Here is a 14,601-nt window from a genome sequence, read left to right on the forward strand (position 1 = left end):
GCGCGCTTCCCATACGCTGCTTATTTAGCAGTAATTCCGTATTCGCTCATCCAGTCTTTGATTCCTTGTGTGCTGCCACCCCATCCTTCAACGAACTCTGACAGCTCCGAAGTGGAGATTTGTTTATCTGGCAGAGCTTCACGTTGAACATAGACCGGGTTAAGCACAACTGAATCTTCTGTCTCGTCCCCGTTCAGTTTCTGATAAGCATAACGTACTTGGACACGACCAATATCCGTTGGATCAACAGCAGCAGAAGCAACCCAAGGATTTTTCGGGTCCTGAATCATTTGCAGATCCTCGTCACTCATATCGATACCATACACTTTGATCTCGTCACGTCCAGCTTGTTGAATCGCACGCGCTGCACCTTTGGCGAACTCATCCCATGCAGTCCATACAGCTGTAATCTCACCTTTTGGATATTGCTTGAGAATGGCTTCCATTTTGGCTTGAGTATCCAGCGCCGGGTTCTGTGCAGAACCGAATGTAGCTATTTCCTTGATGTCCGGATTGGCTTTCATGAATTCACCGTATGCTATCTGACGACGTTCCATCGGTGCAAAACCAGCTACCCATACTTTGACAATATTGCCTTGTCCATTGATATCTTTTTTCATTTGCTCCAGTGTCAGCTCAGCCATCTTCTGGTCATCCTGTGACAGGACTGTAGCTCCCGGAACGCTAATAGCTGCGTCGAATACAACTACTGGGATGTTCTGTTCTACTGCCTTCTTCACGCCTGGCTCTAATAGGGAATCACCGTGATCCGTGAGAATGGCATCGAATTTCTGGTTAATTGCGCTATCAAGCAAGGATACCATCTTCGCTTTGTCATTATCGGCAACAAACGTCGTCAGTTCTCCACCGAATTTTTCGATTTCTTCTTTGACACCTTGTACATATTGCTGCGAGAAGGTACCTGTATTAAATTCCATAATAAGTGCAATTCGTTTACCGCTTAGAGGGCCTGTAACTGCTTCCGTTTTTGGCGTATCATCTGATGCACCTGAAGCTGGAGTTGCTGCCGGTTCTTTTTTGATTCCGCAAGCGGACAGCGCCAATGTAAATACTAATAACACACTCCACCATACCCATTTTGTCTCTTTTCTTTTCATCTCTGTCTCCCCCTGTCCACTCTCTGTGATCTCGATCACAATAGTTGAATATTAATATAACGGCTAATCCCTAGTATGTAAATGGGTTTTAGCAATTTAAAGCTAAAAATCGCTAAGTTTTTTTGAAAGCACTATTCTTCCTATCCATTTCATCCAAAATAAAGAAATCACATAAAAAAGACCGCGAGGGATTTCCCCTTACGGTCTTTTGATGTCTTACAGAATGATAGCGATCAAGCCACCGGAACCTTCGTTAATAATTCTTCCCAGCGTCTCTTGCAATTTGTATCTTGCATTATCCGGCATCATGGCAATCTTGCCCTGAATTCCTTCTCGCACGATGGAGTGCAGGGAACGGCCAAACATGTCTGAATCCCATACCTTGATCGGATCGTTCTCGAAGTCCTGCATCAGGTATCTCACCAGTTCCTCACTTTGTTTCTCCGTACCGATGATTGGAGCAAACTCTGATTCCACATCAACCCGGATCATATGAATGGACGGTGCCGTTGCTTTCAGGCGTACGCCAAATTTGGTGCCCTGACGAATGAGTTCAGGTTCATCCAGAGCCATCTCGGCGAGAGAGGGAGCAGCAATGCCGTATCCGGTCGTTTTGACCATCTCCAGCGCTTCTGCGAAGCGGTCGTATTCTCTCTTCGCATGCGAGAATTCCTGCATCAATTGCAGCAGATGATCCTTACCGCGAATCTCGATGCCAACCACTTCCACGAGAATCTGATCATACAGTTCATCCGGCGCGTACAGGTCAATTTCGGCTACACCCTGCCCCATGTTCATACCACTCAGGCCTGCGCGATCAATGAATTCATATTCCATGAATTGAGCGACAACCCGATCCACGTCACGAAGTCTGCGAATATCCTTGACGGTATCCCGTACAGAATTTTCGTAGTTGCTGCGCAGCCAGTGAGTCTCGTTCAGCACCATTACCCAGCTCGGCAAGTTTACATTAACTTCATGCACAGGGAACTCATAGAGCACTTCACGAAGTACACCCGTCACATCATCTTCTGTCATCGTGGCGGCACTGAGTGTCATGACCGGAATGTCGTATTTGGCCGCAAGCTCACTACGCAATTGCAGGGCTTCTTCACTGCGAGGACGAGTGGAGTTGATGATCAGGACAAACGGTTTACCCACTTCTTTCAATTCCGCAATAACCCGTTCTTCGGATTCCACATAGGAACTGCGGGCAATTTCGGCAATCGTGCCGTCTGTTGTGACCACAACACCCAGTGTGGAATGCTCCTGAATGACTTTGCGAGTCCCAATCTCGGCGGCTTCCTGGAACGGAATTGGTTCCTCGAACCAAGGCGTGGAGATCATGCGTGGACCATTCTCATCCTCGTATCCCTTGGCTCCTTCCACCGCATAACCTACACAATCGACAAGGCGCACATTAACATCGAGTCCTTCTGCCACCTTGATCTGAACTGCGTTATTCGGTACGAATTTCGGTTCCGTAGTCATGATGGTTTTGCCTGCTGCACTTTGTGGAAGTTCATCCACTGCACGGGCACGATCAGCCTCGCTTGCGATGTTAGGCAATACGATCGTTTCCATGAATCGTTTAATAAATGTTGATTTTCCCGTCCGGACTGCGCCGACAACCCCGAGATAAATATCCCCTCCGGTCCGCTCAGCTATGTCCTTAAAAATGTCCACTTTCTCCAATGAAATCCCCTCCCTAAATTACTCCGAAGGAAAAATGCTAAAGAGCATCCGCTTCGTTTTTTCAATCAGAAGACTGAAATCCCTGCAACGGTAGAGCCGCCTTTGTGAGTGCCCGGAAGTCGTCCGCCGCCGAACGTTGCATTCTGATGAAACCGGCGAGAGCGGCGTTAACTCGTACATGCAATTGGACTAGTATCATCTTATGTATCCGTATGCGGCAATATGACGCGTAATTTTGTTTTTTTTATCTTATGGTGATGACATTAGGAGAATCCCCCGATCTCGGACTGCGCGTCTTTATTTCAATCTACTTTATGTGATCCGTGAAGCTTTTATGACAGTTATTGCTCATACGGACAAAAAAAAGAGATATCCCTGATTTGGAATATCTCTTTTTGAACCATTAGAAGCATGGGGGTCATACAGTTAGATATATGAATGGCAACCAGGCTTATTTTATTGGCTGTGCAACCGGTGCATTATTTTGCCAAACGTAGAAAACCGATTTTACAGGTACGAAGTAGGAGTGCTCCAACAGAAATTCCCGAACATCTTCAGTCTCTGCTGGAGACATATCAGACTTTTCCACGGCCTGCATAATGTCAAAAGCATAATCTACATAGACCTTGCCTTCGTCATCCATCATAAAAGGTAATGCCTGACCTGAATATACACTGTTCAATGTAATGGAAGGAGTGCCTGCCTGTGCAGCCTGATCCATATCAACAGCATATAACCCCGGATACAGTTCTTCCCCGCTCGGCAACTTATTGTTATGTACGGACTTATATTGATTAACCATTCGCTGCACATCGTTGACTTTCTGAACAGTCAGGAGGTCCATCACTTTAACGGTGGGATTCACTTCTTCATCCTGGATAAGGAAGTAAGCGCTCCCACCACTTTCAAAAGCGGTTCCCGGTATTTCATCCAGATACCCCAGCTGCTTCAACTTGGGCAGATCCACTCTGAACTTTTCATATTTTGGCGTTTCCATATCTGCATTGATGATTGGTAAAATCCCCTTATCTTGCTGGAATGTCTCTACCGCACTCTGGATACGGCTCACGCTTTCCCGATAGGCTATTTTAGGGTCCGAATTGCTCTCCGATGGATACATACAACCACTTGCTGTAAAAGCAAACAACAGGAATAACAGCAGACCGCTCATCTGATGTTTCAGACGCTGCCGTCCGCTTCCTTCAACACATTTTGGCTTGTTCCTAATCATCCGTGTCCTCCTAGAATAACGCTTATCTCAGAACCAGTCATCTTCCTGTTGCTGACGTTCCAGTTGTTTCCGAATGGCTGCCTTTAGCGGGTCCTCTGGAACATGAACCGATAGAGAACCACACACCTTGGCCTGACAGGACAGTCGTGTACCTGCTTCCAACAATGAACCCAGCTTGCGCTTTTCTGCATCCGTTGGCGGATACAGTTCCGCCCGATATTCTTCGTTTACGTTCACCTTGCACATCAAGCAAGCCGCTTTACCATCACATCGGGTCGTAATCTTGACTCCGGCACGTCGAGCTGCATGCAGAAGTGTTGCCCCTGGTTTGAGCACGATTGATTTGTTCATGGGTAAAAAAGTAACTTTGTAGTCCATTATGTTCCTCCCTACTGTGACCATGCAAAGCCAACAAGTTCTTCCACTTCGGCTCTAAAGCGGCTTGTCCATACATTCTGTTGACTTAAAAGCATCATTATAGGTTGATGGGCATGTGGTTGCTGTCGCATCTGTGACGCAATGGGTACATAACGATCTTCTCGACCTCGCAGCATATTAAACAACAGTTCATGCGCAAGCGGCATCAGTCGCAGGGTATATGAACCCACTTGTGCTACTGGTGCATGCGGAGCAAGTACATGTTCAATCTCAATACGGTACCAACTTTTGCGAGCCCATATTTCGAAGCCACCAACCAGTTCCAGCGCACATTCACCAACCTGATAGTGGCTTAGCAGAGAAGCATAAGGTCCTGTTTTATCCACTGTAGGCTCGTCAAGCATTTCCCCTGGAGCACTACGGTGAAGTTCCTTAGCAGCAGCAACATCCGCATAAATATCAATATCTCTGGGAGCCTGTTGCAACTCTACTCCCTGAAGCAGCAAACCACAGCTTCCTCCAAGCAACCATGTCTGTGGCTGTGTGTTCCAGGCTTTGGCCGTTTCCAGCAAAGCCGCGTGTAATTCCGGATAACGCTCTGTCCGACCCTCCGTATCATGCGGCCCCATAGGCTCACACTCCCCTCATCCGTGTTCATTGTGTCAGTTCTTATGATGTGCTTATGCGGATGTAAACTTCAGGCATAGGAAATCAGGTCAGAGAAGCGATTCCACCGAAAAAGCCAATCAGCATAATCAAAAATGCAATTAAGGAAAGAATCCCCCGTACAATACCTTTTGTTTTGGCACGAGCAAACGTAATCAGGAATACAGATAGTCCCATAATGAGGATGGCGACCAATGACAGCCACATCTTGTCCATTGCGCTCATAATCCAGCAGTCTCCCCTTCAGTCCGATATTCATCACTGACACTGTGACAATTGCAACCATTATAACACGAAATTCAGCTCAACTTTCCAAAAAAAAGACAAAAAAGCAAGCCGACAGGAGCCGACTCGTCTTTTTGTCTTACTGGATCACCTGCACAAGCAGGCGTGATCTATTATTTTTTCATCATCATTTTCATTAACGATTCCATACTGCTCGGATTCAATCCGCTTTTCTTGACCGCACTCACAATATCCTTAACCGTATCCTCAGATACCGGAACTTTCGCCATGGCGGATACTTGTTTGATCAATTGGCGCAACTGAGCTTCATTTTGAATCGTCGTTGGTTTCACCGTGCTTGCCAATTTCTTGACGGCACCTTCTGTGATCGTTTTACCCGTTTTCTTGTTGATTGCATTCAGCGCATCTTTGGAAATGTTGTTACCCATTCGTCTCCCCTCCTCCGGCAATACTCATGTGTATAGTATGAGTCCGCAACAGAAAAGGTGAATAAGCTTCTCATTTCACAAATAGGTTTAGGCTGATTACAATCAGGAATGCCATTGCTCCCAGGTTTCAAGCTTCATGACTTCCATTTCAGTCTTCGGGTCACGTCCCATCAAGGCTTCAACTGCATCACGCGGCTGTCTCTCCTGGAATAAAACATGATACAGCTGATCCGCAATCGGCATTTGCACACCGTATTTTTGCGAGATGAAATAGGCAGCTTGTGTAGTTCGAATGCCTTCTACCACCATGCCCATGGACTTCAGAACATCATCCAGCTTCTGTCCCTGGCCCAACATCGAACCTGCTCTCCAGTTCCGGCTATGCTGACTTGTAGCCGTTACAACCAGATCTCCGATTCCGGCAAGTCCCGAAAACGTTAGCGGATTCGCTCCCATCTCTACACCAATACGTGTGATCTCTGCCAGACCACGTGTTAGCAAGGCAGCCTTGGCATTATCACCAAATTGAAGACCATCGGACATACCTGCACCAAGAGCAATAATGTTTTTGAATGCGCCTGCCAGCTCAACACCGAGCATATCCCGATTCGTGTAAACCCGGAAATAGGCATTCATAAACAAAGCTTGAGCAGCCTCCGCAGATGACTTATCCAATGAAGCTACAACCACAGTAGTCGGACAACGCTTCACCACTTCTTCCGCATGGCTTGGGCCAGAAAGAACAACAACACGGCCTTCTTCACATTCAAGTTCTTCTGAAATGACTGTAGACATCCGTTTGAGGCTTTCTGTCTCAAAACCTTTGGTTGCATGAATGACTAACATCTCAGGCTTATAATAAGCCTTAAGCTGGTTCGTAACTGCACGCATGGCTGAAGAAGGCGCAACAATTAACACAGCTATAGCGCCTTCCACCGCAGCTTCCATATCACTTGTTGCCTGAATACGTGGTGAAAGCTCCGCATCCGGAAGATAGCGAGTATTGGTGTGCTTGCTATTGATTTCGTTAGCCTGGTCTTCACCACGTGTCCACATCATCACGTCCAACTGATTGGCGGCAAGTACACTGGCCAGAGCCGTTCCCCAGCTCCCAGCGACCAGAACAGCAACTTTTTTAGACAACTCGTTTACCCCCTCCAGGGTTTTTCGATCCCAATTTATTTTCCTGTCCTTTGGCGAGCTTCGCAATATTGGTACGATGTCTCCAGAACGCAAACAGACAAATAATTAGACTCCCCCAGAAGATATTCATTGAATATCCGGGTAATACCAGGATAAAGATCGGTGTAAATGCTACAAAAATCAGCGACCCCAATGAAACATATCGGGTCAATACAATAGACAGAATAGCGATCACCCCAGCACATAACGCAGGTAGGAAAGCAAGACTCACCAGAACGCCAATGGCCGTGGCAATCCCTTTTCCTCCACGAAAATGGAAGTAAAGAGGCCAGTTATGTCCTGCAATGGCTGCTATACCACTGAGTGCAGGAATCCAGGCAGAACCGTCACTCAGCCAGATTCCAATCCATACAGCTGCAACACCCTTAAGTACATCAAGTAACAGAACAGCGATTGCCGGTCCTTTACCCAAAATACGCAACGTATTGGTAGCTCCTGCGTTTCCGCTTCCGTGCTGACGAATATCGATCCCCCGTATCGCTTTTGCAAGGAGGACACTAAAGCTGATCGAACCGAGCAGATAACTCAGCACAATCGCTGCGATTTGTAAAATCACACACTTCTCCCCTAACCTTCGTCGGACTTCCTCCGAGTAAATATACGGATTGGTGTACCTTCAAAGTTAAACGCTGCACGGATTTTGTTCTCCAGATAGCGCTCGTATGAGAAGTGCATCAATTCCGGATCGTTCACAAAAACAACCATGGTCGGTGGCTTAACGGCAACCTGAGTCACATAGTTGATTCTCATTCTCCGTCCTTTATCTGTTGGCGGAGGGTTAATAGCTACCGCATCCGATACGACATCGTTAAGCAGATGCGTCTGAACACGCAACGAGTGTTGTTCAGCTACATGTTTTACAACCGGCAATAATTTTTGTAAGCGTTGTTTTGTCAGGGCTGACAAAAATACGACTGGAGCATACGTCATAAACAGGAAGTGATCCCGAATTTTCGTCTCAAACTCTTTCATCGTTTTGTCATGCTTCTCAACTACATCCCATTTGTTCACGACAAACAAAGACGCCTTGCCCGCTTCAAATGCATATCCAGCAATATGCTTGTCCTGCTCAATAATGCCTTCTTCACCATTAATGACAATCAGAACGACATCCGCACGCTCGATCGCACGCATAGCACGCATTACACTGTATTTCTCAGTTGTTTCATATACTTTACCACGCTTACGCATACCTGCTGTATCAATCAGCACGTAACGTTGGCCGTCTTTTTCAAAAGGTGTATCAATCGCATCCCGGGTCGTTCCAGCCACATCACTTACAATGACACGCTCTTCCCCCAGAATAGCGTTCACCAGTGAAGATTTACCCACATTAGGACGTCCGATCAGAGCTACACGAATGACATCTTCATCGTAAGTCTCTTCCTCAAGTTCTGGCAACTTCTCCACAATAGCATCAAGCAAATCACCTACACCTGTACCGTGACTTCCGGATACGCCGATGGGATCACCGAAACCGAATCCATAAAACTCATAAATGAGCTCACTTCGTCCGATATTATCCACTTTGTTAACAGCTACAACAATAGGCTTGCCTGAGCGGTAGAGCATCTCTGCTACCTCTTCATCCGATTGCGTAATACCTGCTTTTGCATCACACATGAATACAATAACGTCCGCTTCTTCAATAGCGAGCTCTGCTTGCATCCGAATCGATTTTAAGATGACATCTTCACCATCAATTTCGATACCACCTGTATCAATGATACTAAATGGTTTACCGTTCCATTCACCGATTCCATATATACGGTCACGGGTAATGCCCGGCTTGTCTTCCACAATGGCCAGTCTGTCGCCGATGATCCGATTGAAAATGGTGGATTTACCCACGTTCGGTCGTCCGACAATTGCCACAACGGGTCTTGCCATACAGTCCACTCCTCCTGTCCATACTTACGATAATCATCATAGCAAAAAAGATAAGTCTTGGCTAACGTTTCATGCCAAATTACTTGCAATAAAAACAATCGGCGAACCCGCCTGGGGCTCGCCGATCTTGCTTTTATTATTCAGCAAAATATGCAGTATATAACTTAGAACCATGCATTGTTAACTTATTTGAATTTGCTGAGTTTGTCACCAAACAGTTCGCCGAGCGTAGTGCTCATACCTTGATTGTTCAAGGAAACGTTTGGATTGTTGATTTCTTCACGTGGAGCGTTGTTTCTTGCTGGACGCTCTGATTTTTGTGGTTGAGCAGGAGCTTCTTCTGTTTCTTTGATGCTCAAGCTTACACGTTGCTCAGAAGGGTTCATGTCCAAGATTTTAACTTGAACTTCTTGTCCTTCTTTCAGCACTTCATGAGGAGTGCCGATGTGTTTGTGGGAGATTTGCGAAATATGCACAAGTCCCTCAACACCAGGAGCGATTTCAACAAATGCACCGAAGTCGACCAGACGTTTTACAACACCTGTTACGATATCGCTGGAATTGAATTTTTCGCTTGCAGTTTCCCAAGGACCTGGTTGAACTGCTTTCATGCTCAGGCTGATTTTGCCTTTTTCAGGGTCAACTTTCAGCACTTTCACACTAACTTTGTCGCCTTCAGACAGAACGTCGGATGGTTTTTCAACGTGTGTCCAAGCCAGCTCGGATACGTGAACCAAACCGTCAACTCCGCCCACATCAACAAATGCTCCGAATTGAGTCAAACGTTGTACTGTACCTTCGATCACTTGACCTTCTTGCAAACCAGCCATAACCGTTGCTTTGTTTGCTTCGAATTCTTGTTCCAGTACGTCTTTTTGGGAAAGGATCACTTTGTTGTTCTCACGGTCGATCTCTTTCACTTTAACACGCAGTGTGCGTCCTTTGTAGTCGCTGAAGTCTTCAACGAAATGGCGTTCAACCATGGATGCCGGGATAAATCCACGTACGCCCACGTCTGCTACCAGACCACCTTTAACAACATCACCTACAACAACTTCGAATACGTCTTGGTCTTCAAAATGCTTTTGCAATTGATCCCAAGCGTTTTCGCTGTCGATTGCACGTTTGGACAGAACGAGTTTTTCTTTCTCGTCGTCGATGCTAAGAACTTTAGCTTCAACTTCTTGTCCAACTTCTACTGCATCAGACGCGCTGTCCACATGTAATGAAGACAGTTCACGAATTGGAATGACACCGTCATATTTATATCCAATGCTCACATAGGCTTGGTTATCTTCCAATTTGACGATGGTTCCTTTTACGGTATCTCCTTTTTTCAAGGAAACGAATTGATCCAACTCATCTTGGGTTGCTTCTTGATTTTTCATTTCTTCCGACATGTCAAATACCCTCCTCAATTCAAAAACCCCATTATATTCAAACCTGCCTGTAGCAGAGTTCAAAACACTTTCATCACTGAGTACTCAAGCTTTAGTCTCCCTCAAAAATATGGAAACATGCACTCAGCTACCGACGAAGCCATTACTTGCTTGGCACGCCCGTTTGCACCATTTCGTTAATCTTGGACATAATCTTTTCAGTCGCCTTCTCCAGAGCTTCTCCGGAGGGGTCTTCCTTGAACTCGTCCAAACTTACTGGTGCTCCATATACAACTTTCATCTTACGAAAAACTTTGTAGTTACCGATAATAGCAGTAGGAATAACTGTAGCGCCACTACGGAGAGCAAAACTCGCTGCTCCTTTTTTGCCGATACCTCCATCATTGTGACGGCTCCCCGAGGGGAAGATCCCAAGCACTTGACCATCACGCAAAATATTGAGTGAGGTTTTGATGGATTCCTTGCTCACACCTCCACGTTTAACGGGGAAAGCGCCTACGGCTTTAATAATTCGGCCGAGTACCGGAATTTCAAACAATTCGCTTTTGGCCATGAAACGCACCTGACGGCGAATTTTGATACCAACAGTTGGAGGATCGAAGTTACTAATATGATTGGAACATAAAAGTACGCCGCCTTCTTTCGGAATATTCTCCCGTCCAACGGCCTCCAAGCGGAAAAGAATGGTGTAAATGATCCGCAGTAATGTGCTGCAAAATGTGTAAATCATAGACCGATCTCTCCTCTGACCATTGTGCAATAAGATACGATTTTGTCAACCACTTCATGAATGTTCATCTGTGTTGTATCCAGGACGATAGCATCCTCAGCACAACGCAGTGGGGAAATTTCCCGATTCTCATCCAATCTGTCACGGGTGGCAATGTCTCGCTCCAGCTGTTGCAACGTCAGTCCTTCAGAGGGGTCCAGTTCTTTGAAGCGGCGAAGCGCACGCTCTTCCACACTGGCAGTCATAAAGATTTTCACTTCCGCATCGGGCAATACTGTCGTTCCGATATCGCGTCCATCCATAACGACGCCCTTGCGCAAAGCCATTTGCCGCTGAGTATCCACTAATTGCGTACGCAGCCCCTCGATTTGCGCATATCGGGACACGATTCCCGTCACTTCACGGGAGCGGATTTCCGAGGTTACTTCTTCCCCATTACAGAACACTTTCTGTCCGTCGGGATCCGGTTGTAAATCAATGACCAGCTTTTGGGCTTCCTGAAGTACCTGTGTCACTTCTTCTGGCGCAATATCTTTCCGAAGCATGTGCAAGGTTACCGCACGGTACATTGCGCCTGTATCGACGTATACATACGCGAGCGCCTCTGCAACCAATCGGGCCACCGTGCTTTTCCCGGCACCGGCAGGTCCGTCAATTGCAACGTTCATTTTCCCGTTCTCTGATGTGTTCTGGCTTGCCAACGGGGCATTCCTCCTCAAACGATAAACCTCAATAAAAAAACAGGCATTGCCTGCATCGTGAAAATTATACCACACTCTACACATGGATGCAAAAACAGACAAATCAGCGCTGCTCGTACTCATTCACCGTTTGCAATTGAATTGGCGTTCCTTCCAGACGATCAACTGTGGTCAAATTCTTTTTAAAGCCTGGTACCAACAGCAGTAATTGATACACCACAAGCAGGATCAAAAGGGCTGTAATCAGAATCGTAACCCTTCGCTCCATTCGTCTGGAGAAAACATAATAAAGTCGTTCATATCTGCGGGTTGCATGACGATGATTCATGGCAATTCCTCCGTTTTTTACATTACGGTGCCCGCAGTTCCCTCTATTTATGCCACAACATTCCTATTTCGTGCGATAGTCCAGTTGCCGTTCGAAACAAAACTTGATAATTTTCTGGCGCTCCGAATCTGAGATCTGCACAAATTTCAGCATGCATAGTTGTCTGCCGGTTTCCAGGGTTTTGATCCGCACAACTTCAGCTTCAAAATTCACATGTTCAATGATTGAATTCCGGTACGGAACAAGCAACCAGCATTTCAATTTTTGACCTTCAGCTATTGAAAACCCCGCTTCGCCGTAGATGGACAATCCACCGCCACCGATATCTTCAGTCAATCCAACGGCACGGGTCAGATCTTCACTCTGGATGGCCAATTCGAGGTTTGCATGAACACGAAGAAAGCTACGACGTTGTATTTTGGAAATATCGCTCGAAAGAGGTTTACGGATACGAACAAGACGAACCACATCTTCTTCAAATCCTGTAACAAAGGTATTAAAATAATGCCGGACTCCATCCTCCGTAATATATGAAATAGACAATTCTTCTCCGAAAAAGAGCCTTTTCAGACGGCTGCTTCCTTGTTGCATCGGAACTTCGATCAGAAAACTGCTTTCATCCATGTCTGCAATGCGTGATTTGTACTCTTTGTGTTCCTCTTTTTCATCTGCAGAAGCAATCTGGATGTATAAAATTTCATTTATTTTAGGAAACAAGCTGTTCACCGCCACTTTATGTATTTATCTTCGTATGTACAAGGACTATTATACCATGACCTTTCTCACATTGAACAAGAAAAAAACAGACCACATCGTGGTCTGCCGCAATTATTCGCTCAACTTAAAATTGAGATTATTCATCTTTTTATGAGGTTGCATTGACCGGTTTGATCTCTTCAACCGCTTCTTCTATTCCTGTATTCGCATTAATGTATATCCGGTAACGAGAACCGTTAATTTTCCCTCCGAATTCATAACACAATACTTCTTTGCTGTAATCATTCTCAATCAGGGATTTGCGTACATAATTTTCTTCAAAGTCCGAGTTGAGCTTTTGACGTGCCTGCTGCTCCGTAAGTGTTGCTTTCGGAATTTTGCGCTTGTCATTATGTTCGTAGACAAAGTCACTCGCCTGAAATCCGGTTACTTCTCCTGTGTCCAGTCCTACACGAACTGACATTTTCTCAGGATAGATCAGGGTGTCCCCTTGCTTACGCACATAAGTAAGGTTACCCAGATTACCAAATTCATCGTAATTGACGGCCTTCATATCTTTGTAGCCTTTATTCGTTAGAAATTGATCTGCTTTTGCCATGGCATCCTGACGAGATACTTTTTTGGTTCCAATCGGACGTGTATCACTGTAAGAGATAAGCATCCCCCCATTACGGGTGAAATCCATCATCAGTTTGCCATTGTTGGCATGATCGACCGTCGCAGTATACGATTCCCAGTCTGTTCCTTTACCGTTTTCCTGCACTTTGATTTTGCTGCTGTCCGCATCAGAGAATTTTGCAGCCTTGCTCTGAATCTGTTCTTTGGTCACCGGCATGCCATCCAGTTTCTTGACTGTTCGTTTTGCATAGATATTCGATACGGAAGGACCCCAATCAAGCTCCGGGTATTCCTGCACCTTTTTGTTCACAGTACGAAAACCATCAACGATCGTGTTATCCATTGTTTGCTCCTGTGTTGCCATGGCAGTCTCCGCGTCCATCCAGCGCAAACGATCCGTCAGAACTTTCTGCTGTACATCCTGCAGATTCTTGGTGATTTCGGATGAATTCTGATACAGCTTTTTCAAGTTGCCCATTTCCTTCTCACTTAGCGGTTCGTTCGTCAAGTCACGCATCGAGGCCCGATAGGCAAAGTTGGAAATACGCGAGAGAAATTCCTCTGTCTCGTTAAATGGCAGCATGGTGAGTGGCAGTTGGTTAATCTCATTCTGCGCTTCACTGGTGAGTCGCCATACATTCATCAAACCTTTGCGATGCATCCCCTGCGATGTGGAATGAACTGCCAAAGTGTTGCCAATCTCCGAATGCAATTTATCCATATGAAAAGATAAATCGTGAAAGGCACGCTGATATTGATTCTCTGCCTTGATCAGAATTGCATTCTTCTCCTGGTTCTCCTGATAGCCCCACACGAGCGCACCGACCAGCAGAACCGCAAATATCGGAAACATAACTGAACTTAAACGTTTATACATCGGTAGAGTCTCCTTTCTTCTAAACCACTACCTCTATTGTGGATCGAAGAAAGATCTCTTATGCATGCGATTTCCAGTCCTTACACAAGCAGGCTGCTGAAGTACCGTTTGGGTCCTCCTTTTAATTCAACTGAACCCCAGTAACCATGCCCTCTTCTTCAATTTCAAACTGGTCTCTGTTATCACAGAGGCACTGCTTGAATCCCGTCTCGATCCGGCCCCGTTCCTTCTTGCCACGTAATGTAAAACGTTCCCCGCATTGTTTGCATCTGATTTTAATTTTAATTCTCATCACAGTCGATCTCCGTTTCTGTTGGTCATTCCCCGGGAGTTTATCCGTAAAAAACAAAAACACACCGGAGCCATAGGCGCAAT

17 protein-coding genes are annotated in these 14,601 nt (G+C 45.9%); all 17 read right to left on the minus strand.

Annotated features, from left to right (window positions below; translation table 11 throughout):
- Positions 1 to 20 precede the first annotated feature (20 nt).
- Complete coding sequence (locus NKT06_RS20240; RefSeq protein ID WP_253438631.1) at positions 21 to 1,118, minus strand: sugar ABC transporter substrate-binding protein; 1,098 nt, start codon at positions 1,116 to 1,118, stop codon at positions 21 to 23.
- Between the two features lie 216 nt (positions 1,119 to 1,334).
- Positions 1,335 to 2,813 (minus strand): stage IV sporulation protein A, encoded by a 1,479-nt coding sequence (gene spoIVA / locus NKT06_RS20245; protein WP_253438634.1) that lies wholly within the window; start codon positions 2,811 to 2,813, stop codon positions 1,335 to 1,337.
- Between the two features lie 451 nt (positions 2,814 to 3,264).
- Complete coding sequence (locus NKT06_RS20250) at positions 3,265 to 4,044, minus strand: DUF3939 domain-containing protein (protein ID WP_253438636.1); 780 nt, start codon at positions 4,042 to 4,044, stop codon at positions 3,265 to 3,267.
- A 27-nt stretch (positions 4,045 to 4,071) separates the two neighbouring features.
- Complete coding sequence (locus NKT06_RS20255) at positions 4,072 to 4,422, minus strand: 2Fe-2S iron-sulfur cluster-binding protein (protein WP_253438638.1); 351 nt, start codon at positions 4,420 to 4,422, stop codon at positions 4,072 to 4,074.
- 11 nt (positions 4,423 to 4,433) lie between these two features.
- A complete protein-coding gene (locus tag NKT06_RS20260) occupies positions 4,434 to 5,051 on the minus strand; it encodes a hypothetical protein (RefSeq protein ID WP_253438640.1) in 618 nt (205 codons plus the stop codon).
- An 82-nt stretch (positions 5,052 to 5,133) separates the two neighbouring features.
- Positions 5,134 to 5,313, minus strand: a complete 180-nt coding sequence (locus NKT06_RS20265; RefSeq protein WP_017687688.1) for a DUF2768 family protein — start codon at positions 5,311 to 5,313, stop codon at positions 5,134 to 5,136.
- Positions 5,314 to 5,486: 173 nt separating this feature from the next.
- The gene (locus NKT06_RS20270) at positions 5,487 to 5,762 is read right to left on the minus strand and encodes a stage VI sporulation protein F (protein ID WP_017687687.1); all 276 of its coding nucleotides are present in this window, start codon (positions 5,760 to 5,762) and stop codon (positions 5,487 to 5,489) included.
- 102 nt (positions 5,763 to 5,864) lie between these two features.
- Entirely contained in the window at positions 5,865 to 6,905 is a 1,041-nt protein-coding gene (locus tag NKT06_RS20275; RefSeq protein WP_253438642.1) for an NAD(P)H-dependent glycerol-3-phosphate dehydrogenase, read from the minus strand.
- Positions 6,898 to 7,521 carry a glycerol-3-phosphate 1-O-acyltransferase PlsY gene (gene plsY, locus NKT06_RS20280; protein WP_076209908.1) on the minus strand — a complete coding sequence of 208 codons (624 nt, stop codon included), beginning with the start codon at positions 7,519 to 7,521 and terminating at the stop codon, positions 6,898 to 6,900. The genes NKT06_RS20275 and plsY overlap by 8 nt, the downstream gene beginning before the upstream one ends.
- An 11-nt stretch (positions 7,522 to 7,532) precedes the next feature.
- Entirely contained in the window at positions 7,533 to 8,855 is a 1,323-nt protein-coding gene (gene der / locus NKT06_RS20285; RefSeq protein ID WP_253438644.1) for a ribosome biogenesis GTPase Der, read from the minus strand.
- Between the two features lie 185 nt (positions 8,856 to 9,040).
- Positions 9,041 to 10,255: a 30S ribosomal protein S1 gene (gene rpsA / locus NKT06_RS20290; protein WP_062835205.1), complete on the minus strand. Its 1,215-nt coding sequence runs from the start codon at positions 10,253 to 10,255 to the stop codon at positions 9,041 to 9,043.
- Between the two features lie 142 nt (positions 10,256 to 10,397).
- Positions 10,398 to 10,985 (minus strand): lysophospholipid acyltransferase family protein, encoded by a 588-nt coding sequence (locus NKT06_RS20295; RefSeq protein WP_091018056.1) that lies wholly within the window; start codon positions 10,983 to 10,985, stop codon positions 10,398 to 10,400.
- A complete protein-coding gene (cmk, locus tag NKT06_RS20300) occupies positions 10,982 to 11,686 on the minus strand; it encodes a (d)CMP kinase (protein WP_253438646.1) in 705 nt (234 codons plus the stop codon). The genes NKT06_RS20295 and cmk overlap by 4 nt, the downstream gene beginning before the upstream one ends.
- A 103-nt stretch (positions 11,687 to 11,789) precedes the next feature.
- Positions 11,790 to 12,014 (minus strand): hypothetical protein, encoded by a 225-nt coding sequence (locus NKT06_RS20305; RefSeq protein ID WP_253438648.1) that lies wholly within the window; start codon positions 12,012 to 12,014, stop codon positions 11,790 to 11,792.
- A gap of 63 nt (positions 12,015 to 12,077) precedes the next feature.
- A complete protein-coding gene (locus NKT06_RS20310; RefSeq protein WP_253438650.1) occupies positions 12,078 to 12,731 on the minus strand; it encodes a flagellar brake protein in 654 nt (217 codons plus the stop codon).
- Between the two features lie 148 nt (positions 12,732 to 12,879).
- Positions 12,880 to 14,226 (minus strand): germination protein YpeB, encoded by a 1,347-nt coding sequence (gene ypeB, locus NKT06_RS20315; RefSeq protein WP_253438652.1) that lies wholly within the window; start codon positions 14,224 to 14,226, stop codon positions 12,880 to 12,882.
- A gap of 121 nt (positions 14,227 to 14,347) precedes the next feature.
- The gene (locus tag NKT06_RS20320; RefSeq protein ID WP_253438655.1) at positions 14,348 to 14,518 is read right to left on the minus strand and encodes a hypothetical protein; all 171 of its coding nucleotides are present in this window, start codon (positions 14,516 to 14,518) and stop codon (positions 14,348 to 14,350) included.
- Positions 14,519 to 14,601 lie beyond the last annotated feature (83 nt).

It is taken from the genome of Paenibacillus sp. 1781tsa1 (assembly GCF_024159265.1).
In the GTDB taxonomy this organism is placed as follows: Bacteria; Bacillota; Bacilli; order Paenibacillales; family Paenibacillaceae; genus Paenibacillus.